16 protein-coding genes and 1 pseudogene are annotated in these 20,194 nt (G+C 61.8%); 12 read left to right on the top strand and 5 right to left on the bottom strand.

Annotated features, from left to right (window positions below; translation table 11 throughout):
* Positions 1-15: 15 nt before the first annotated feature.
* From AB4O08_RS18125 to edd, 4 genes are all read right to left on the bottom strand, one after another.
* Positions 16-1,443, bottom strand: coding sequence for an ATP-binding protein (locus tag AB4O08_RS18125; protein ID WP_010208040.1), 1,428 nt, complete (start codon positions 1,441-1,443; stop codon positions 16-18).
* Positions 1,444-1,474: 31 nt separating this feature from the next.
* Complete coding sequence (locus AB4O08_RS18120) at positions 1,475-2,209, bottom strand: response regulator (protein ID WP_010208039.1); 735 nt, start codon at positions 2,207-2,209, stop codon at positions 1,475-1,477.
* Between the two features lie 136 nt (positions 2,210-2,345).
* The gene (locus tag AB4O08_RS18115) at positions 2,346-3,302 is read right to left on the bottom strand and encodes a glucokinase (RefSeq protein ID WP_010208037.1); all 957 of its coding nucleotides are present in this window, start codon (positions 3,300-3,302) and stop codon (positions 2,346-2,348) included.
* Positions 3,299-5,125 (bottom strand): phosphogluconate dehydratase, encoded by a 1,827-nt coding sequence (gene edd / locus AB4O08_RS18110; protein ID WP_183704074.1) that lies wholly within the window; start codon positions 5,123-5,125, stop codon positions 3,299-3,301. The genes AB4O08_RS18115 and edd overlap by 4 nt, the downstream gene beginning before the upstream one ends.
* 221 nt (positions 5,126-5,346) lie before the next feature.
* Between edd and gap the strand changes: the two genes are divergently transcribed.
* The 8 genes and pseudogenes from gap to AB4O08_RS18070 all read left to right on the top strand — a co-directional run bounded on the left by gap (position 5,347) and on the right by AB4O08_RS18070 (position 14,385).
* Complete coding sequence (gene gap / locus AB4O08_RS18105) at positions 5,347-6,348, top strand: type I glyceraldehyde-3-phosphate dehydrogenase (protein WP_010208035.1); 1,002 nt, start codon at positions 5,347-5,349, stop codon at positions 6,346-6,348.
* Positions 6,349-6,544: 196 nt separating this feature from the next.
* Positions 6,545-7,063 (top strand): RNA polymerase sigma factor, encoded by a 519-nt coding sequence (locus tag AB4O08_RS18100; protein ID WP_021491213.1) that lies wholly within the window; start codon positions 6,545-6,547, stop codon positions 7,061-7,063.
* Between the two features lie 74 nt (positions 7,064-7,137).
* A complete protein-coding gene (locus AB4O08_RS18095; RefSeq protein ID WP_021491212.1) occupies positions 7,138-8,106 on the top strand; it encodes a FecR family protein in 969 nt (322 codons plus the stop codon).
* 115 nt (positions 8,107-8,221) lie between these two features.
* The gene (locus tag AB4O08_RS18090) at positions 8,222-10,786 is read left to right on the top strand and encodes a TonB-dependent receptor (RefSeq protein WP_021491211.1); all 2,565 of its coding nucleotides are present in this window, start codon (positions 8,222-8,224) and stop codon (positions 10,784-10,786) included.
* Between the two features lie 148 nt (positions 10,787-10,934).
* Positions 10,935-11,543 (top strand): biliverdin-producing heme oxygenase, encoded by a 609-nt coding sequence (locus AB4O08_RS18085; RefSeq protein ID WP_010208029.1) that lies wholly within the window; start codon positions 10,935-10,937, stop codon positions 11,541-11,543.
* A 162-nt stretch (positions 11,544-11,705) separates the two neighbouring features.
* Positions 11,706-12,107, top strand: a complete 402-nt coding sequence (locus AB4O08_RS18080) for a YbaN family protein (RefSeq protein WP_010208028.1) — start codon at positions 11,706-11,708, stop codon at positions 12,105-12,107.
* 85 nt (positions 12,108-12,192) lie between these two features.
* Positions 12,193-13,479, top strand: a pseudogene (locus tag AB4O08_RS18075) (cache domain-containing protein); the annotation flags it as partial.
* 150 nt (positions 13,480-13,629) lie between these two features.
* A complete protein-coding gene (locus tag AB4O08_RS18070) occupies positions 13,630-14,385 on the top strand; it encodes a methyl-accepting chemotaxis protein (RefSeq protein WP_370737427.1) in 756 nt (251 codons plus the stop codon).
* Positions 14,386-14,519: 134 nt separating this feature from the next.
* Here AB4O08_RS18070 and AB4O08_RS18065 read toward each other — a convergent pair whose 3' ends face one another.
* The gene (locus AB4O08_RS18065; protein ID WP_010208025.1) at positions 14,520-15,083 is read right to left on the bottom strand and encodes an NAD(P)H nitroreductase; all 564 of its coding nucleotides are present in this window, start codon (positions 15,081-15,083) and stop codon (positions 14,520-14,522) included.
* 139 nt (positions 15,084-15,222) lie between these two features.
* On the opposite strand from AB4O08_RS18065, the gene AB4O08_RS18060 reads away from it, so the two are divergent.
* The 4 genes from AB4O08_RS18060 (at position 15,223) to AB4O08_RS18045 (ending at position 20,193) form a co-directional block, all read left to right on the top strand.
* Positions 15,223-16,650, top strand: coding sequence for a di-heme oxidoreductase family protein (locus tag AB4O08_RS18060; protein ID WP_305377840.1), 1,428 nt, complete (start codon positions 15,223-15,225; stop codon positions 16,648-16,650).
* A 31-nt stretch (positions 16,651-16,681) separates the two neighbouring features.
* Positions 16,682-17,746 (top strand): imelysin family protein, encoded by a 1,065-nt coding sequence (locus tag AB4O08_RS18055; protein ID WP_460114255.1) that lies wholly within the window; start codon positions 16,682-16,684, stop codon positions 17,744-17,746.
* Between the two features lie 2 nt (positions 17,747-17,748).
* Entirely contained in the window at positions 17,749-18,846 is a 1,098-nt protein-coding gene (locus tag AB4O08_RS18050) for a DUF1513 domain-containing protein (RefSeq protein ID WP_010208022.1), read from the top strand.
* Between the two features lie 216 nt (positions 18,847-19,062).
* Positions 19,063-20,193, top strand: coding sequence for an efflux RND transporter periplasmic adaptor subunit (locus tag AB4O08_RS18045; RefSeq protein ID WP_010208021.1), 1,131 nt, complete (start codon positions 19,063-19,065; stop codon positions 20,191-20,193).
* Position 20,194 lies beyond the last annotated feature (1 nt).

Raw genomic sequence — 20,194 nt, 5'->3', positions numbered from 1 at the left:
TGGGGCCGCATACATTCAGTCTAATCCGCGAGGGAGTTGCAAGGTCACGCGCAAGCCACCCTCGCGCAGATTCTGCAGACTCACTTCGCCGCCATGGCTGTGCGCAATGTTGCGCGCAATTCCCAGGCCCAGGCCGTAGCCCTGTTGCTGCCCAGCCAGGCGGAAGTGCGGTTCAAACACCTGCTCCAACCGCTGCTCCGGCACGCCGGGGCCTTCGTCATCCACGTGCAGAACGAACTCCGCGCCGTCGTCCTCGATGTACAGGTGGGCGTTCTGGCCATACTTCAACGCGTTGTCGATCAAGTTGCCGATGCAGCGCTTGAGCGCCAGCGGTTTGCCCGGATAAGTCGTCAACGCCCGGCCATGCTGGGTAACGCGGCCATTGCCGTTCGGCGCCAGGTACGGTTCCACCAGGCAGTCGAGCACGTGGTTCAGGTCGACCGGTTCGATGTTTTCGTGGATATCGGTGTCTTTCACGCATTGCAGCGCGCCTTTCACCAGCAACTCCAACTCATCCAGGTCGCGGCCGAACTTGGTTTGCAGGTTCTCGTCTTCAAGCAATTCCACGCGCAGGCGCAGGCGAGTAATCGGGGTGCGCAAGTCGTGGGAAATCGCGCTGAACAACTGGCTGCGCTCGGTCAGGTAACGGCTGATGCGCTCACGCATGGCGTTGAACGCACGGCCCACTTCCACCACTTCACTGCCGCCGCCTTCGGCCACCGGCTCTACGTCGGCCCCCAGGGACATGTCCCGCGCCGCCCGCGCCAGGCGCTTGAGAGGCCGGCTCTGCCAGTGCACCAGCAAGCCGATGAACAGCAGCAGGAAACCACTGGTCAGCACGATAAACCACACCTGCTGGGACGGCAGGCCCTGTTCTTCCAGGCTGGTGTAGGGCTCGGGCAACAGCGAGGCGATGTACAGCCATTCGCCGGGCGCGAGCTGGATCTGGGTAACCAGTACCGGTGGGTTAACCGGTTCCAGGGTCAACGCGTAATGGGCCCAGGAGCGTGGCAGTTCGTCGAGTTTCAGGCCGGCATTGAAGATACGCAGGTCTTCGGCGCTGACGAACTCCACGGAGATATGCACATCGGCGCCGAGGGTTTGTTTCAACACTTCGTTGACCGCTTCAAGCACTGCCTGCTTGCGCGGTGTCTGCGGCAGGATGGCCATGTCCAACGGGCGATCATTGAGGGTCACGACGAAACGGGTGCCGCCCATGCTGCGCAATTGGTCCAGCACCAACGGTCGATATGCCACCGGCAACGAACGGAAATAACTCACGCTGGCGGTCATCGAATGCGCCAGGCTGCGGGCGCTGGTGACCAGGCCTTCGAGCTGAGTGGCGCGTAATTGCGAGACCCAGATCACACTGGACAGCGCCTGGGCAAACAGCACCGCCAGCAGTGTCAGCAGCAGCATGCGCCCCAGCAACGAGCGTGGCACCGGGAAGCGGCGACGGCGCTCGGTCAAATGGTCAGTGGGCATTGCCGGCAACCACGCTGGCTGCCAGTTGATAACCGCTGCCGCGCACCGTGCGGATCAGCCTCGGGGGTTTTTCGGTATCGCGCAGGCGTTGGCGCAGACGGCTGACAGCCATGTCGACGATACGGTCCAGCGGCATCAGGTCGCGGCCACGGGTGGCGTTGCCAATGGTGTCACGGTCGAGGATCTGCTGCGGGTGGTCGAGAAACAATTTGAGCAGGGCAAAGTCGGCACCGGAGAGGATCACTTCTTCGCCGTCCACATGGAACAGGCGGTGGCTGATCATATCCAGGCGCCATTCATCAAACACCAACACCTCGCCACCACTGCTGCGTTCCTGGCCAAACTGGCAGCGACGCAACAGGGCTTTGATCCGCGCCTGCAACTCGCGGGGGCTGAAGGGTTTGCCGATGTAATCGTCGGCGCCCAGCTCCAGGCCGATCACGCGGTCGGCCTCGTCGGAGCTGGCGGTGAGCATGATGATCGGCACCTGCGCTTGGCGCGGGTGCTGGCGGATCCAGCGGCAAAGGCTGAAACCGTCTTCGTCTGGCAACATCACATCAAGGATGACCAGATCGCACGGCGCCTCGTTCATCGCTTGGCGGAACCCCGTGCCATCCGGCACGCCACGCACCTGAAAACCGGCGCGACTGAGGTAGGTCTGCAGCAATTCGCGGATTTCCTGGTCATCGTCGACGAGGAGAATCGATTTACTGATTACGCTCACGGGGTCCTCCTTGTTGTTATGGCCAAGCTTACGTCATTTGTTGCTCTTGAGGCCCTCATCGCAGGCACGCCAGCTCCCACAGGAGAATGCATTGCAAATGTGGGAGCTGGCTTGCCTGCGATGAGGCTATCACGACCTACGCAAACGCCTGCTCCAAAGCCACGCCAGCCCCGGTCAATCCAGAATACGGGGCGGTCACCAACCACACCGGAATGCCTTTGAAGTAGTCGCTCATGCAGCCTTTGTCAGCGAAGCTCTTGGCAAAACCACTGTTGATAAAGAAGTCGGCAAACCTCGGTATCACCCCACCCACGATGTACACACCACCGCGTCCACCGGTGGTCAACACATTGTTGCCTGCTACCCGGCCCAGCCAGATGCTGAACTGGTCCAATACTTCCATGGCCACCGGGTCGCCGGCCAGGCCTGCGGCCGTGATCGCCTCAGGGGTTTCCAGCACCGGCGTGTGGCCGTCGACCGCGCAAATGGCACGGTAAAGACGCGGCAAGCCACCACCGCTCAAGGCGGTTTCGGCGCTGACATGGCCGATCTCAGTATAAATGTGCTGCCACAGCTGGGTTTCACGCGGGCTGCTCAGGGGCAAGTCGACATGCCCGCCCTCCCCCGGCAACGCCGCAAAGCGGCCAGCGCCCAGATCCAGCAGCGTCCCGACACCCAGGCCAGTGCCCGGACCAATCACGACCGCCGGGCGCAACGGCTCCGGCGTGCCCTCGCAGACCACACGGAATTCGTCGGGCTTGAGTCGGGTCATGCCCAGGGCCATGGCCGAAAAATCATTGACCAGCAACAGTTCATCCACCTGCAAGGTTTTGCAGAAGGCAGTCTTGCTCAGGCGCCAGTGATTGTTGGTGAATTTAAATTCATCCCCGCTCACAGGCCCGGCGACCGACAGGCACACCGCACCGATGTCACCGATTTCCAGGCCTTCCTCTTTGAGGTAAACCTTGATCGCGTCTTCAGGGCTGGAGTGATCCGCCGTGGCATGCACGCGGATCGAATGCAACTCCTGATCGCGCCACAACGCGAAACGGGCGTTGGTGCCCCCGATATCACCGACCAGCGCAAGTTTCACTTAAGCGTCTCCAAGGCAGAGGTAAAGGCGCTGGCGCCCTGCTCTGCGGAGCTTGCGGCCAAGCGCATAAATGCAAACAGCTCGCGACCGGCCCCCACGTTATTGCCCAACAGACCCGTGGCAGGCGCGCGCGCTGCAAATTCTTCGGCGTCCACCTTAAGCTCCAGGGTGCCCTTCACGCCATCCACGCGAATGATATCGCCATCGCGCACCCGCGCCAGTGGCCCGCCGCTCTGGGCTTCGGGGTTGACGTGAATCGCGGCGGGGATCTTACCCGACGCGCCGGACATACGCCCGTCTGTTACCAGTGCGACCTTGAAGCCACGGTCCTGCAACACACCGAGGAACGGCGTCATCTTGTGCAATTCGGGCATGCCATTGGAGCGCGGGCCCTGGAAACGCATGACGGCGACGAAGTCTTTTTCCAGCTGGCCGGCCTTGAACGCATCGGCCAGATCTTGCTGGTCCTGGAACACCACCGCCGGAGCTTCAACAATCTGATGTTCAGGTGCTACGGCAGACACTTTCATCACACCACGACCGAGGTTGCCTTCCATCACGCGCAAGCCGCCTTCCGGCGAGAACGCGCGGGCCACGGGGCGCAGGATGGTTTCGTCGAGGCTTTCGATAGGGCCTTCGCGCCAGATCAGCTCGCCGTCGACCAGGAAGGGTTCCTGGGTGTAGCGGCTCAGGCCCTTGCCGGCCACGGTGTTGACGTCTTCGTGGAGCAGGCCGGCTTCCAGCAGTTCGCGGATCAGGAACGACATCCCGCCCGCCGCCTGGAAGTGGTTGATGTCGGCCTTGCCGTTTGGATACACGTGGGACAGGGTCGGCACCACCTCGGAGAGGTCGGCCATGTCGTCCCAGGTGAGGATGATGCCCGCCGACATGGCGATGGCGGGCATGTGCAGGGTGTGGTTGGTGGACCCGCCGGTGGCATTGAGGGCAATGATCGAGTTGACGATGGATTTCTCGTCGACGATCTCGCCGATCGGCATGAAGCTGCCGTTGGCCTTGGTCAGACGGGTGACCTGGTGTGCGGCTTCGCGGGTCAACGCATCGCGCAGCGGGGTGTAGGGGTTGACGAACGAGGCGCCCGGCAAGTGCAGGCCCATCACTTCCATCAGCAGCTGGTTGGTGTTGGCGGTGCCGTAGAAGGTGCAGGTGCCGGGGCTGTGGTAGGACTTCATCTCCGATTCCAGCAGCTCTTCGCGCGTGGCCTTGCCTTCGGCGTAGCGCTGGCGCACGTCGGCTTTCTGCTTGTTGGAGATGCCCGACGGCATCGGGCCGCCCGGCACGAAGATCATCGGCAGGTGGCCATAGCGCAGCGCGCCCATCATCAGGCCGGGGACGATTTTGTCGCAGATGCCCAACATCAGCGCGGCATCGAACATGTTGTGGGACAGCGCTACCGCCGTGGACATGGCAATGACTTCACGACTGAGCAGGCTCAGTTCCATGCCCGGCTCGCCCTGGGTCACGCCGTCGCACATCGCAGGGGTGCCGCCGGCGAACTGCCCGACCGAGCCGACTTCGCGCAGGGCCTTCTTGATCTGTTCAGGGAAGTGTTCGTACGGCTGGTGTGCCGAGAGCATGTCGTTATATGACGAAACAATTGCCACGTTGGCGGCATTCATCATGCGCAGACTATTTTTATCTTCAGTGCCGCAACCGGCCACGCCGTGGGCGAAGTTGGCGCATTGCAGCTTGCCGCGCATCGGACCTTCGATGGCTGCACCGCGAATGAGCGCAAGGTAGGCCTCGCGGGTGGCGCGGCTGCGGGCGATAAGCCGTTCGGTGACCTCAAGAACGCGGGGATGCATGTGTAGAACTCCAGGCTAACGGATGTGGCGACCTGAGTGTCTATGCTGATCAAACGCCCACAGCTCATGGGATGGCAGGGAGTCGTTTGGATCATCGGACCAGTTGATTCAGGTCACTCGTTGTAGATTGAACAAAATATTGCCACTAAAAAGGCTTGTTTTCTATTTTTATGCGAATAATCTTGTAATTCTTACAACAAATCGACGACAGGCACTTTCCAATGACTCTTCGTATCGCAATCAATGGTTTTGGCCGTATCGGCCGTAATGTCCTGCGCGCACTGTATACCCAAGGCTACCGCCAGGATTTGCAGATCGTCGCCATCAACGATCTGGGCGACAGTTCGATCAATGCCCACCTGCTCAAATACGACACCGTACATGGCACTTTCGAAGCAGAGGTCGCCCACGATCAGGAAAGCCTGACCGTCAATGGCGACCGGATTGCCGTCAGCGCCATTCGCAACCCGGCCGACCTGCCGTGGGCCGCGCACAAGATCGACGTCGTGTTCGAATGCACCGGCCTGTTCACCGACCGTGACAAGGCTGCCGCCCATATTACCGCCGGCGCGCGCAAGGTGATCATCTCTGCACCGGCCAAAGGGGCGGACGCTACCGTGGTCTACGGTGTAAACCATGACATTCTGCGTCAATCCCACCAGATCATCTCCAACGCGTCGTGCACCACCAACTGCCTGGCGCCGGTCGCCCAAGTGCTGCATCGCGAACTGGGTATCGAAAGCGGCCTGATGACCACGATTCACGCCTACACCAACGACCAGAACCTGACCGACGTCTACCACACCGACCCGTACCGCGCGCGTTCGGCTACCCAGAACATGATCCCGAGCAAGACCGGTGCCGCTGAAGCCGTCGGCCTGGTGCTGCCGGAACTGGCGGGCAAGCTGACCGGCATGGCGGTGCGTGTGCCGGTGATAAACGTATCGCTGGTGGACCTCACCGTGCAGTTGAAAAAAGACGCCACGGCGGAAGAAGTCAACGCACTCCTCAAGGAAGCCAGCCAGCACTCGAAGATCCTCGGCTATAACACCCTGCCGCTGGTTTCCAGTGACTTCAACCACAACCCGCTGTCGTCGATCTTCGATGCCAATCACACCAAGGTCAGCGGTAAGTTGCTGAAAGTTTTGGCTTGGTATGACAACGAGTGGGGCTTCTCCAACCGTATGCTGGATAACTGCCTGGCGCTCTGCAACGCCGAGTAATCCACACAGAGTGGGCTTGTGTGGGAGCGGGCTTGCTCGCGAATGCAAGCACCTCGGTTCGTCTGAATGACGAGGTGATGCATTCGCGAGCAAGCCCGCTCCCACATTTGGCCTGCGCAAACCCGCAGAAAGTGTTCCTTGCCATTTGAGTTGATGATAAGCATTATCATTAACTGCAAATCGGTCTGGTATCACTGTGAGCCAATCTCGCTTCAACCACGTCTTTCTCACCCAACGGGTAATGCTGCTTCGCACCTTGCAGCGGATGGTGAATAACCACAGCACCGCCGAGGACCTGTTGCAGGAAACCTACCTGCGCGTCACCCGGGCCCTGAGCGAGCGACCGATCGATCACCTTGAACCTTTCGTCTATCAGACGGCGCGCAACCTGGCGTTGGATCACCTGCGTGCGCGCAGGATCCAGGCCCGCACACTGCAGGAAAACGTCCCGCTGGATGTCCTGCAAAGCGTCGCCGCCCCCATCAGCACACCCGAAGATGCCACCCAGGCCGAGCAAATGCTTGAAGCCCTGAGCGTCAGCCTGGGCCAGTTGAGCGCCCGCCAACAGCGGATTTTCATCCTCAGCCGCTTGCATGGTTGCAGTTACCAGGAGATCGCCGATCAGTTGGGCGTGTCCTTGAGCACCGTGCAAAAGGAACTCAAATTGATCATGGCTATCTGCGTAGGTGTGGCCGAACGATTGGATCGGCCTTAAGCTCCATCCGACAGAAGCGTCGACCCAAGCTGTAGGAAAGTTGAATAGAACGTGGCGAAGACCCGAGGAACACCGTGACGGACCCGAATAAACTGCGCCCCCATGAGCTGGCTCATGAGGTGTTGCAAGACACGGCTATGGATCAAGCCCTCGACTGGCTGATCGCCTTGCAGTGCCCGCAAGCCGGACAGCAGGCCGAATTCGAAACCTGGTTGGCCAGCGATCCCGCCCACGTCCACGCCTTCGCCAAGGCCCAGGCCGCGTGGGGCGGTGCGCCGGTACACAGTGCTGCCGTCGCACTGGCCGCGCCGCGCAAGCCGAGCGCCTGGCGCCGGCTCAAGCCACATTGGAAACCGCTGGCCACCGCCGCCGTGCTGCTGATCGGCCTGTTCAGTTTCAGCAACCTGCCGGTACGCCTGCAGGCCGACCACCTCACCGTGGTAGGCGAACGCCAGCGCCTGCAACTGGACGACGGCTCCAAGGTATTGCTGAACACCAACTCGGCGTTTTCCAGCAGCATCAAGGACCACCAGCGCATCGCTCGCCTGTATCAGGGCGAGGCGTTTTTCGACATCGTGCCCAGTCACGGCTTGCCCTTGGAAATCGACGCCGGCCCCGTACGCGCCAGCGTGCGCGACACCGCCTTCGCCGTGCGTTACCTCAATGGCGAAGCCCAGGTGCAGGTGCAGCGTGGCGATGTCGACCTGAGCAACACCTTCGACGATGCCCGCGTGCGCCTGAGTGCCGGTGAAAGTATCCGCATCGGGCCCAAGGGGTTCGGCCAACCGGCCAAGCTGGATGCCAACAAGGACCTGGCCTGGGTGCAAGGTCGGCTGATCTTCGAAAACTGCCCGATGAGCGAAGTGCTCGCCGAGCTGCGCCGCTATTACCCGGGCTGGATCGTCAACACCAACGACCAACTGGCCAGCGTCGCCGTCACCGGCAATTACCGCCTCGACCAGCCCTTGGACGTGGTGCGCTCCCTGGCTCACATCACCTCGGCCAAGCTGTCGGAATACCCATCGCTGGTGATTTTGAACTAAATGAGAATTATTTTTACTCGATAGCTGAGGGTGGTACGTCTCGTCTTAGCCAATGCAACTGATTCCTATTTGTCTCAGTTCGCAACTATAAGATTCGTACTCCGGAGCGCTCTCGATGTCCTCTCGTTTCAACCGCCGGTCCTCTTCGCCCGCCCTGTCCTTGCTGACCGCGGCCATCCTGCTGGCCGCTGCGCCGGTGATGACCGCCACCGCCGCCGAACCTGCTGCGCGTAGCCACGGCAACTACAGCTTCAGCATTGAGCAGCAACCGCTGGTCTCGGCACTCAACGCCTTTACCGCCGTGACCGGCTGGCAAGTCGGCCTACCGGCCGAACTGGGCCAGGGCGTGTCGTCCCCAGGCGTACGCGGCCCGTTGTCGCCGGAAAAAGCCCTGGACCGGCTGTTGGTGGGGACCAACCTGAGCTACCGCAAACTGGGCAATAACAACATCGTGCTGGAAAAGCGCGCGCCGGGCGGCGCCCTCAACCTGCAACAGGTGACCATCAGCGCCACGCGTAACGAGCAGAACATCAGCAGCGTACCGAGCACCGTGACCGTGCAGGAACGCGAGGCGCTCGACCGCCAGAACGTGAATACCATTCGTGAACTGGTGCGTTACGAACCCAACGTCTCGGTCGGCGGTGCCGGTGGCCGCTCAAGCAATTCGGGCTACAACATTCGCGGCATCGACGGCGACCGCATCCTCACCCAGGTCGATGGCGTCGAAGTGCCGGACAACTTCTTCAACGGTCCCTACGCCAAGACCCGCCGCAACTATGTCGACCCGGAAATCGTCAAGCGCGTGGAGATCCTGCGCGGCCCGGCCTCGGCCCTGTACGGCAGCAGCGCGATTGGCGGCGCCGTGAGCTACTTCACCCTCGACCCGGATGACATCATCAAGCCCGGCCAGGACGTCGGCGCTCGCCTGAAGACCGGCTACAGCTCCGCCGACGAAAGCTGGCTGACCTCCGGCACCGTTGCCGGCCGTGTGCAGGATGTCGACGGCCTGTTGCACCTGAGCCAGCGCAACGGCCATGAAATGGAGTCCTACGATGGCAACAACGCCACGGGCCTGGCGCGCACCGGCGCCAACCCCGAGGATGCACGCACCACCAACGTGCTGGCCAAGCTGGGCTGGAACTATGGCGATGACAATCGACTGGGCCTGACCTACGAGAAATACAAGGATGATCGCGACGTCAACTTGAAAAACGCCGTGGGCGGACCGTTCACCGGCGGGCGCGGCTTCAACTTCTACCGTGCACGGTCGGGCAACGACACCATCACCCGTGAGCGTTTCGCTATCGAAAACCGCTTCGCCCTGGACTCGCCGATTGCCGATCAGATCAAGACCAGCCTCAACTATCAGATCGCCAAGACCGACCAGTCCACCGCCGAAATCTACCAGCCATCCCGCCGCGTATTGCGCACCCGCGAAACCCTCTACGAAGAAAAGCAGTGGGTGTTCGACGCACAGCTGGACAAGGCTTTCAGCTGGGGCGACACCGATCACCAGGTCACCTACGGCACCACCCTCAAACAACAGAAAGTCACCGGCTCCCGCGAAGGCGCCGCCACCTGCCTGGCGGTCGGCGGCGGTTGCACAGCCATCGGCGCACCCAGCCCGACAGCCAGCGACAGCGTGAAGAAGGCCAGTGATTTCCCGGACCCGACCATCAACACCTACTCGCTGTTCGCGCAGGACCAAATCACCTGGGACAAGTGGACCTTCCTGCCCGCCGTTCGCTACGACTACACCCAACTCAAGCCCAAGTTGACTGAAGAGTTCCTCAACACCGTCGACCCGACACGGATCTATGCCCACAGTGACAAGGAAAAAACCTGGCACCGCGTCACGCCGAAATTCGGCCTGACCTATGCGCTGACCGACCAGTACACTTGGTTCGGCCAATACGCCGAAGGCTTCCGCACACCGTCGGCCAAAGCCTTGTACGGCCGCTTTGAAAACCTGCAGCAGGGCTACACCGTCGAACCCAACCCGGACCTCAAGCCGGAAAGCAGCAAGGGCGTGGAAACCGGGATTCGCGGCCACTTCGACTCCGGTTCGTTTGATATCGCCGTGTTCTACAACAAATACCGCAACTTCATCGACGAGGACGCTTCCGTCGCCGGCGGTACCGCACAGCAATTCGAAGCCAACAACATCAAGCACGCCACCATCAAGGGGATCGAAGCCAAAGGGCGCCTGAACCTCGACGCGTTCGGCGCCCCCCAAGGCCTGTACACCCAGGGTTCGGTTGGCTACACCTACGGTCGCAACGACGACAATGGCGAGCCGCTCAACAGTGTCAACCCGCTCAAGGGCGTATTCGGCCTGGGCTACGACCAGGACAACTACGGTGGCCTGCTGAGCTGGACCCTGGTGAAAAAGCAGGATCGCGTCGACAGCACCACCTTCCACGCGCCTGATGGCAGCACCACGGCCCCCTTCAAGACCCCAGGCTTCGGCGTCCTCGACCTGACCGCCTTCTACAAGGTCACCAACGACGTGACCGTCAACGGCGGCCTCTACAACCTCACCGACAAGAAGTACTGGAACTGGGATGACGTGCGCAGCTACGACGGCGTCGGCGAAGCCGGTGTGACCTCCCCGGCCAACCTCGACCGCCTGACCCAGCCGGGTCGCAACGTTGCGATCAACGTGATCTGGGACATCTGATCACGACCTTTAACCGAGGCCCCACTCACCTCGTCGAAATTTTACCGACGAGGTGAGGATTTTTTACTGTGCCGCGTCTTCTTGTTCGTCTAGTTGATAACGGCTCTCTTTAGAGCACCCAGGCGCTCTTCTTCTCAAGGACTTTTTCATGACCGCTTCTCCTACCGCTGAACGCCCAAGCCTACGCTCCCAGCGCCTGAACCAGATTACCCACTCGCCGCACGCCAAGCTCGACGCCCTGGTCAAAGCCCACGCGCCGTTTGAAACCCAGGCCAACTTCGCGCGCTTCGTGGTGGCGCAGTACCTGTTCCAGTCGGAACTGGTGGCGCTGTACAACGATGCCGAGCTGATCAAGATCGTGCCGGACCTGCCCGAACGCTGCCGCGCCGAAGCGGCCAAGCTGGACCTGGGTGACCTGGACACCGAAGTGCCAGCCCCGGTTGCCGGCGCGGTGAACAACCCGAGCAAGGCTGAAGCGCTGGGCTGGCTGTTCGTTTCCGAAGGCTCCAAGCTGGGCGCCGCGTTCCTGATCAAGCGCGCCGTAGGCCTGGGCCTGAGCGAAACCTTCGGTGCCCGTCACCTGGGTGAGCCAGCCGGTGGCCGTGCCGAGGGTTGGAAGCGCTTCACCCGCACCCTGGACGCGCTGGAATTCAGCGCCGAAGAAGAAGCCGCGGTGGAAAAAGGTGCGATTGACGCCTTCGTACGCTTCACCGTATTGCTGGAACAGGCGTACGCTAGCGCCCCTGAACTGGCCTGATACCCACGATTGGAATGCGGTAGCACTGTGGGAGCGGGCTTGCTTGCGAATGCGGAGTATCAGTCACCTGATACTGGACTGACGCACCGCATTCGCGAGCAAGCCCGCTCCCACATTTAAACCCCATTCCAAGCTGATTTTTTATCGACTCTGCATGCTCCCATGACCGGCAAAACCCAATCCACCTCGAAAATCGCCCGGATCCTCTTCGGCTTGCTGGCCTACGTCAGCCTGGGCATCGGGCTGGTGGCGATTGTCGTGCCGGGCTTGCCTACCACCGAATTCATTCTGCTCGCCGCCTGGGCCGCCACCAAAAGCTCACCGCGCCTCAGCGCCTGGCTGGAAAACCACCGGCTGTTCGGGCCGATCCTGTTCAACTGGCGCAACGGCAAGATCATCGCCCGCCGGGCCAAAGTCAGTGCCACCGCGAGCATGCTGCTCTGCGCGATTCTGATGCTGGTGATGCTCGACCACGGCTGGCCGATCTACCTGGCCATTGCCGGGATGAGCCTGGGCAACCTGTGGATCTGGTCTCGACCGGAACGGCTTGCGGCGCCCGTATAACGCTGCGTGTAGGGTTTATCCTACCGCTCATCGCCTGTTTCTCATGAATTGATGTGTGACGCCGATGTTTCAGACATAGCGCTGAATGGACTTGGCCTGCACTACGTGCCTTCCAGCCCGTCCATTCGCGAGTGAACCTATGTTCGACACCCTCTCCATCCGCTTGAAAATAGTGCTGCTGTCGGGCCTTTGCCTCTTGGGGGTGATCGCGCTGATCATCAGCATCAACCTCTACGAAACCAATCAGAACGATCAGTTGATCAGCGATTCGAGCTCGCGAATGCTCACCAGCAGTGTGCAGAGCCTGCTGCAATCCAAAGCCGGCGAACAGGCCGTACTGTTGCAGAAAACCTTTGGCGAAAACCTGTTGGTAGTGACCGCCCTTGCCGATCAGGTCAAGGACCTGCGCGCCCTCGCGGCCAAGCGCGCGCTGGAACCCGGCGCCTTGCGTGAAGAACTCAACCAGAGCCTCAAGACCACGTTCGAGCGCAACAGCAAAGTGCTGGGTATCTGGCTCTCGTTCGAACCCAACGGACTGGATGGCAAGGACAGCGAGTTCGTCGACGACAAGGCTCGCGTGTCCAACGAGAAAGGCCGTTTCTCCAGCTACTGGAGCCGCGCCGGCGGCGAAGGCCTGAACACCATCATGGTCGAAGATGACCTGACCAAGACCACCCCCAACCTCAGCGGCACGCCCTACAACATTTGGTACACCTGCCCACGGGACACGCGCAAAGTGTGCCTGCTAGACCCCTACGCCGATGAAGTGGCTGGCAAGCAGATGCTGATGACCACCATCTCCCTGCCGCTGATGGTGGACGGCAACGTCATCGGCGTGGTCGGTATCGACATCGCCCTCAACACCCTGCAAGCCGTGACGGACGCGGCGCAAAAAGAACTGTTCAATGGCGCGGCGCACCTGGACATTCTTTCCAGCACCGGTCTGATTGCCGCCTCCAGCGGTCAGCCGGAGATAGTCGGCAAAACCCTCATGGATACCGTCGGCGCCGAAGGCAAGGAAATCGTGCAACTACTGGCCAGCGACTCGCCCATGATCCGCGAGCAGGACCACACCATCCGCGCCGTCTACCCGGTCAAGCCGATTGCAGACGCAAAATCCTGGGGCGTCGTGGTCACACTGCCCAGGAACGTGATGCTGGCTGACACCTTGAAGCTGCAGGACGTGCTCGACAAAGCCCAGGCCGCCGGTACGCTCAAGGCTTTGCTGGTCGGCGCCGCCGCCGCGCTGCTGGGCCTGCTGCTGATCTGGCTGACCGCCACCGGCGTGACCCGCCCGATCAACAACGTGGCCGCCATGCTCAAGGACATCGCCAGCGGCGACGGCGACCTGACTCAACGCCTGGCCTACGCCAAGAAGGACGAATTGGGCGAACTGGCCAACTGGTTCAACCGCTTCCTCGACAAGCTGCAACCGACCATCGCCCAGATCAAGCAAAGCATTACCGAAGCCCGTGGCACGGCCGATCAGTCATCGGCCATCGCGCGCCAGACCAGCGAAGGCATGCAGGTGCAGTTCCGCGAAATCGACCAGGTGGCCACCGCCTCCAATGAAATGAGCGCCACCGCCCACGATGTCGCCAACAGCGCGTCCAACGCCGCCAGCGCGGCGCGTGGGGCCGATCAGTCGGCGCGCGAAGGCATGTCGATCATCGAGCAGAGCACCCGAGATATCACCTCATTGGCCGAAGAAGTCAGCAAGGCCGTAGGCGAAGTCGAAGCCTTGGCGGTCAACAGCGAACAGATCGGTTCGGTGCTGGAAGTGATCCGCAGCATTGCTGAGCAGACCAACCTGCTGGCGCTGAACGCGGCAATCGAAGCGGCACGCGCCGGCGAAAGTGGCCGTGGCTTTGCGGTGGTGGCCGACGAAGTGCGCAATCTTGCCAAGCGCACCCAGGACTCCGTGGAGGAAATCCGCCTGGTGATCGAACGCATCCAGAGCGGCACCCGTGGCGTGGTGGCGACCATGCATTCGAGCCAGAGCCAGGCTCAAAGCAATGCCGGGCAGATCCATCAGGCGGCGCAGGCCTTGGGCAAGATCAGTGATGCCGTCACCGTGATCAGCGACATGAACCTGCAGATCGCCAGCGCCGCCGAACAACAGAGCGCCGTGGCCGAAGAGGTCAACCGCAACGTCTCGGCGATCCGCACTGTGACCGAAACCCTCACCGGCCAGGCCACCGAGTCGGCGGCCATCAGCAGCCAACTCAATGCGTTGGCCAGCCAGCAGATGAAGTTGATGGATCAGTTCAGGGTCTGACTCGGTTCCGCAACCACTGAGATCCATGTGGGAGCCGGGCTTGCCCGCGATGCAGGCAACTCGGTGTCCCTAAAGAACCGAGTCGATGCTATCGCAGGCAAGCCAGCTCCCACATAGAGCAGATCGGCGGTGGTTCAGAGACCGGTCCAGGCGCTGACAAACTGCGTCAGGTCTTCTTTAGCTGCGGTACGCGGCGGGTTCTGCGGTGTGCCCAGGTAGAGGAAGCCAATCACTTCCTCGTCTGCCGTGAGCCCCAGGCCTTTGGCGACGTGGGCCGAGTAGGACAATTCACCAGTGCGCCACACGGCACCAATCCCCTGGGCATACGCTGCCAGCAGGATGCCGTGGGCTGCACAGGCCGCCGCCAGCAATTGCTCGGATTTCGGCACCTTGAAGTGCTCCTGCAGACGGGCAATCACCACCACTACCAAGGGGGCGCGCAATGGGCCGTTCTGGGCCTTGTCGATGGCAGCTTGTGGCGCATCGGCGTCTTGCAGGCGGGCAGCTTCGGCCAGCAGCGTGCCCATCTGTTCGCGGGCGGCCCCTTCGACAGTGAGGAAACGCCACGGACGCAGTTGGCCGTGGTCGGGCGCGCGCATGGCGGCGGCGAACAGCACGTCGCGCTGCTCCTGGGTCGGTGCCGGTTCCAGCAAACGCGGCACGGAAACACGGTTGAGCAAAGCGTCGAGAGCCTGCATTGGCCACCTCCAGAGAAAAATGTGCGGCCATTCTAGCGGGAATGAATCGAATTCGACCAAACGATAATTGCTCTTATTCATTGCGCCCCGCCCTGTTAGACTTTGCGACCTTATTTTCTGCCTTGGTTCAGGAAACTCGATGCTCCGCTCGCTTTTTCGCCTGTCCGCAGCCTTGCTGGCCTTGAGCCTGACCGCCTGCGATGACTCGCCCAGGTTTACCAAGGCCGAGCCGGGTGAAGCACGGGCGGGCGGTGCGGCGACCGTGAACAAGCGCGACCAGAACGCGTTTTCGCTGCCATCGGCCAACCTGTCGCCCACTCGTCGGCTGGATTTCAGCGTCGGCAATAGCTTCTTTCGCAGCCCCTGGGTGATCGCGCCGTCCACCACCACCGCGCGTGATGGCCTGGGCCCGCTGTTCAACACCAATGCCTGCCAGAATTGCCATATCAAAGACGGTCGCGGGCATCCGCCGTTACCTGACGCACCTAATGCCGTGTCGATGCTGGTGCGCCTGTCCATTCCGGATGCAGCGCCGTATGCCAAGCTCATCGAACAGGTCGGTGTGGTGCCCGAGCCGGTCTACGGCGGGCAACTGCAGGACATGGCCGTGCCGGGGGTAACGCCGGAAGGCAAGGTGCGCGTCGACTACACACCGGTCAACGTGACATTCAAAGACGGCACAGTGGTCGAGTTGCGCAAGCCGGACCTGCAAATCACCCAGCTTGGCTACGGCCCGATGCATCCGGACACTCGTTTCTCCGCACGCATCGCCCCGCCGATGATTGGCCTGGGCCTGCTCGAAGCCATCAGCGACGCTGATATCTTGCGCAACACCGACCCGAAAACCGCCGACAAAGCAGCCATCATCGGCCGCGCCAACTGGGTCTGGGACGATGCCCAGCAAAAAACCGTGCTCGGGCGTTTTGGCTGGAAGGCCGGGCAACCCAACCTCAATCAACAAAATGTTCACGCGTTCTCTGGTGATATGGGCCTTACCACCACCCTGAGACCGTTCGATGACTGCACCGACGCCCAAGTCGCCTGCAAACAGGCCCCCAACGGCAATGGCCCCGATGGCGAGCCGGAAGTCAGTGACAATATCCTGCGCCTGGTGCTGTTCTACACCCGCAACCTCGCCGTGCCGGCACGCCGTGGCGTCAACACGCCGCAGGTGCTGGCCGGTAAAACCCTGTTCTATCAAGCGGGCTGCCAGGGTTGCCACACGCCAGCCTTCACCACGGCCGCGAATGCCGCCGAACCCGAGCTGGCCAACCAGGTGATCCGCCCCTACAGCGACCTGCTGTTGCACGACATGGGCGACGGCCTGGCCGACAACCGCAGCGAATTCAAGGCCGGTGGCCGCGACTGGCGCACGCCGCCGTTGTGGGGCATCGGCCTGACGCAGACCGTGAGTGGCCACACCCAGTTCTTGCATGACGGCCGCGCCCGCAACCTGCTGGAAGCCGTGCTGTGGCACGGCGGTGAAGCACAAGCGGCGCAGCAGCAGGTGTTGTCCTTTAATGCCGAGCAGCGCGCTGCGTTGCTGGCGTTCCTGAATTCTTTATAAGCTTCGCCCCAATTACAGAAGGGAGCTCGACATGTTCCGTCCCAAGTTGTTGTTCACCAGCCTGGCCGCCCTCGCACTCGGCGCCTGCTCGCCGCAAGACCCGCAAGCAGTGACCTCGGCGGCCATCGCCAAGCAAGTGATCCTGCCGACCTACAGCCGCTGGGTCGAAGCCGACCGCCAACTGGCCGTCAGCGCCCTGGCCTATTGCCAGGGCAAAGAGAGCCTGGACACCGCCCGTGCCGACTTCCTGCACGCGCAAAAGGCCTGGGCCGAGCTGCAACCGCTGTTGATCGGCCCGCTGGCGGAAGGCAACCGTTCGTGGCAGGTACAGTTCTGGCCAGACAAGAAGAACCTGGTCGGCCGGCAGGTCGAGCAACTGGTCGCCAGCCAGCCGCAGATCGACGGCGCCGCCCTCGCCAAGTCCAGTGTGGTGGTGCAAGGCCTGTCGGCCTACGAATACATCCTCTACGACACCAAGACCGACATCGCTGACGAAGCGCAAAAGGCCCGTTACTGCCCGCTGCTGGTGGCGATCGGCGACCGTCAGAAGGCGCTGGCCGAAGAGATCCTGGCCAGCTGGAACAGCACCGACGGCATGCTGGCGCAGATGACCAAGTTTCCGAACCAGCGCTACGCCGATTCCCACGAAGCCATCGCCGATCTACTGCGCGTCCAGGTGACCGCGCTGGACACCCTGAAAAAGAAACTCGGTACGCCGATGGGTCGCCAGACCAAAGGCATCCCGCAGCCCTTCCAGGCCGATGCCTGGCGCAGCCAGTCGTCCCTGCAAAGCCTCGAAGCCAGCCTCGCGGCGGCCCAGACCGTGTGGGTCGGCGTCGACAACAAGGGCCTGCGTGGCCTGCTGCCGTCCGAGCAGAAGCCGTTGGCCGACAAGATCGACGCCGCCTATGCTGCGTCGCTGAAACTGTTTGCCAGCAACCAGCGCACCCTCAATGAACTGCTGGCCGACGACGCCGGACGCCAGCAGCTTAACGATATCTACGACAGCCTCAACGTCGTCCACCGCCTGCACGAAGGCGAGTTGGCCAAGGCGCTGGGCATTCAACTGGGCTTTAACGCCAACGACGGTGACTGATGATGCTCAGGCGACAGGCTTTGGCGGTTGGCAGCGTATTGCTCAGTGCTCTCACGCTGGGTGGCTGGACGCTGTTCAAGGGGAAAGACAAGGGCCCGCTGCTGCTCTCGGCGCGGGATGATGCAGACGGCAAGCACTACGCCGTGGGCTATCGCCTGGACGGCAAGCCGGTGTTTACCACCCAGGTCGGCCAGCGTTGCCACGACATCATCAACCACCCGACGCTGCCGATTGCTCTGTTTGTCGCCCGTCGCCCGGGCACCGAGAGTTACCTGATTGACCTGCGTAATGGCGCGCTGCTGCAAACCATCACCTCGAAAGCCAATCGCCACTTCTACGGCCACGCGGTCATCCATCAGAGCGGCGACTGGCTGTACGCCACCGAAAACGACACAAGCGACCCCGGCCGTGGCCTGCTCGGTGTGTATAAGTTCGAAGGCGAACGGCTGGTGCATACCGGCGAGATCTCCACCCATGGCATCGGCCCGCATCAGGTGTCGTGGATGCCCGACGGTGAGACGCTGGTGGTGGCCAACGGCGGCATTCGTACCGAAGCCGAAAGTCGCGTGGAAATGAACCTCAACGCCATGGAGCCAAGCCTGGTGCTGATGCACCGCGACGGCCGCCTGATCAGCAAGGAAACCCTGGGCCAGCAGATGAACAGCGTGCGCCATATGGGGATCGCCAGCGATGGCACCATCCTCACCGGGCAGCAGTTCATGGGACCGTCCCAGGAGCGTTCCGAGCTGTTGGCAATCAAACGTCCGGGCCAGCCGTTCGTGGCGTTTCCGGTGGCCGATGAGCAGTTGCAGGCCATGGGGCACTACACCGCCAGCGTCGCCGTGCACAGCGAATTACGCCTGGTGGCGTTGACCGCGCCACGGGGCAATCGCTTCTTTATCTGGGACATGGACAGCGGCGAGCTGCGCCTGGATGGGCCGCTGCCCGACTGTGCCGGTGTGGGTGCAGTCGAGGATGGCTTTGTCGTGACCTCGGGCCAAGGCCGCTGCCGGTTCTACGATTGCCGCCAGAAACAGTTGGTAGCAAAACCGTTGGAATTACCGGCAGGGCTCTGGGATAACCATCTGCATCTGATCTGACCCCGCCGCGCTTAACAGGGCCCATCCTGGCCCTGTTACCTGTCAAAAATACCGTCTGAAATCCCCACTACACTTTGTAAGCGCGAGCTTGCTCGCGAAAAACCTCAACGATAATGCGTGAAGCCTGGATGAACGCGGTGCGTACACGTTCATTGCGAGCAAGCTCGCGCCTACAAAACGCTTACCTGCCTTCAAGGTTCTCCAAGGAATCGGAATATGCTGCGTCGTCGCATGCTGATCATGTTGGGTGTGGTCCTGTTAATCGTCCTGCTGCTGGCGGGCTATAAAGCCTTTTCCATCTATCAGCAGATCCAAGTCTTCTCCAAGCCCAAGCCGGCAGTGAGTGTGGCCGTGGCGACGGCGACCGAGCAGCCCTGGCAGCTGCGCGTATCCTCGGTGGGCACGCTCAAGGCGTTGCAAGGAGTCAACCTGAGCCTGGAGATTGCCGGCACCGTCAAGGACGTGCAGTTCGAGTCCGGACAGAAGGTCAAGACCGGGCAACCCTTGGTGCAACTCGACAGCGCGGTGGAAAGCGCGCTGCTGGAAACTGCCCAGGCCGACTTAGGCCTGGCGCAGCTGGATTACGGTCGCGGCAGCCAACTGGTGGGCAGCCAAGCCATCTCAAAAGGCGAGTTCGACCGCCTTTCCGCGCAACTGCAAAAGAACAAGGCCACCGTCAATCAGCTCAAGGCCTCCCTGGCGAAGAAGCACATCGTCGCGCCGTTCGGCGGCACCATCGGCATTCGCCAGGTGGACGTGGGCGACTACCTGGCCAGCGGCACGGTGATCGCTACCTTGCAAGACCTCAGCAGCCTCTACGTCGACTTCTATATCCCCGAACACGCCGTGCCCAAGGTCGCCCCCGGGCAGCCGGTGCAGGTGGAGGTCTCGGCTTATCCCGGCGAACAATTCCCCGGCAGCATCAGTGCGATCAACCCCAAGGTCGAGAACAGCACGCGCAACGTGCTGGTACGCGCCACCCTGGCCAACCCGGAGGGCAAGCTGCTGCCCGGTATGTTCACCCGCCTGGACGTGCTACTGCCCAATCCCGCCCCGCAGATTGTGGTGCCGGAAGGCGCGATCACCTACACCCTCTACGGCAATTCGGTGTACGCCGTGGCCGAGAAAAAAACCGAGGGCGGCGAGGTAGAAAAGGACGCCGATGGCAAGCCGCTGCTGATCGCCGAGCGACGCTTCGTCGAGACCGGTGAGCGACGCGGCGGCCTGGTGCTGGTGAGCAAGGGCCTCAAGGCCGGTGAACAGGTGGTCAGCGCCGGCCAGCTGAAACTGGACAACGGCACGCCCATTGCCATCAGCCCGGACAAAAACCTACCGGCAGGGCATTGAG

This window comes from Pseudomonas sp. H3_E07 (assembly GCF_054668895.1).
Note: the sequence above shows the minus strand (reverse complement) of the source record. Positions and strands in the feature narration are given on the sequence as shown.

Excerpts from the sequence above, each read along its gene's own strand:
- edd (WP_183704074.1), bottom strand. The coding sequence starts at position 5,125 with ATGCATCCCCGCGTTCTTGAGGTCACCGAACGGCTTATCGCCCGCAGC.
- gap (WP_010208035.1), top strand. The coding sequence starts at position 5,347 with ATGACTCTTCGTATCGCAATCAATGGTTTTGGCCGTATCGGCCGTAAT.
- AB4O08_RS18090 (WP_021491211.1), top strand. The coding sequence starts at position 8,222 with ATGTCCTCTCGTTTCAACCGCCGGTCCTCTTCGCCCGCCCTGTCCTTG.
- AB4O08_RS18085 (WP_010208029.1), top strand. The coding sequence starts at position 10,935 with ATGACCGCTTCTCCTACCGCTGAACGCCCAAGCCTACGCTCCCAGCGC.
- AB4O08_RS18080 (WP_010208028.1), top strand. The coding sequence starts at position 11,706 with ATGACCGGCAAAACCCAATCCACCTCGAAAATCGCCCGGATCCTCTTC.
- AB4O08_RS18070 (WP_370737427.1), top strand. The coding sequence starts at position 13,630 with ATGCAGGTGCAGTTCCGCGAAATCGACCAGGTGGCCACCGCCTCCAAT.
- AB4O08_RS18065 (WP_010208025.1), bottom strand. The coding sequence starts at position 15,083 with ATGCAGGCTCTCGACGCTTTGCTCAACCGTGTTTCCGTGCCGCGTTTG.
- AB4O08_RS18060 (WP_305377840.1), top strand. The coding sequence starts at position 15,223 with ATGCTCCGCTCGCTTTTTCGCCTGTCCGCAGCCTTGCTGGCCTTGAGC.
- AB4O08_RS18055 (WP_460114255.1), top strand. The coding sequence starts at position 16,682 with ATGTTCCGTCCCAAGTTGTTGTTCACCAGCCTGGCCGCCCTCGCACTC.
- AB4O08_RS18050 (WP_010208022.1), top strand. The coding sequence starts at position 17,749 with ATGCTCAGGCGACAGGCTTTGGCGGTTGGCAGCGTATTGCTCAGTGCT.
- AB4O08_RS18045 (WP_010208021.1), top strand. The coding sequence starts at position 19,063 with ATGCTGCGTCGTCGCATGCTGATCATGTTGGGTGTGGTCCTGTTAATC.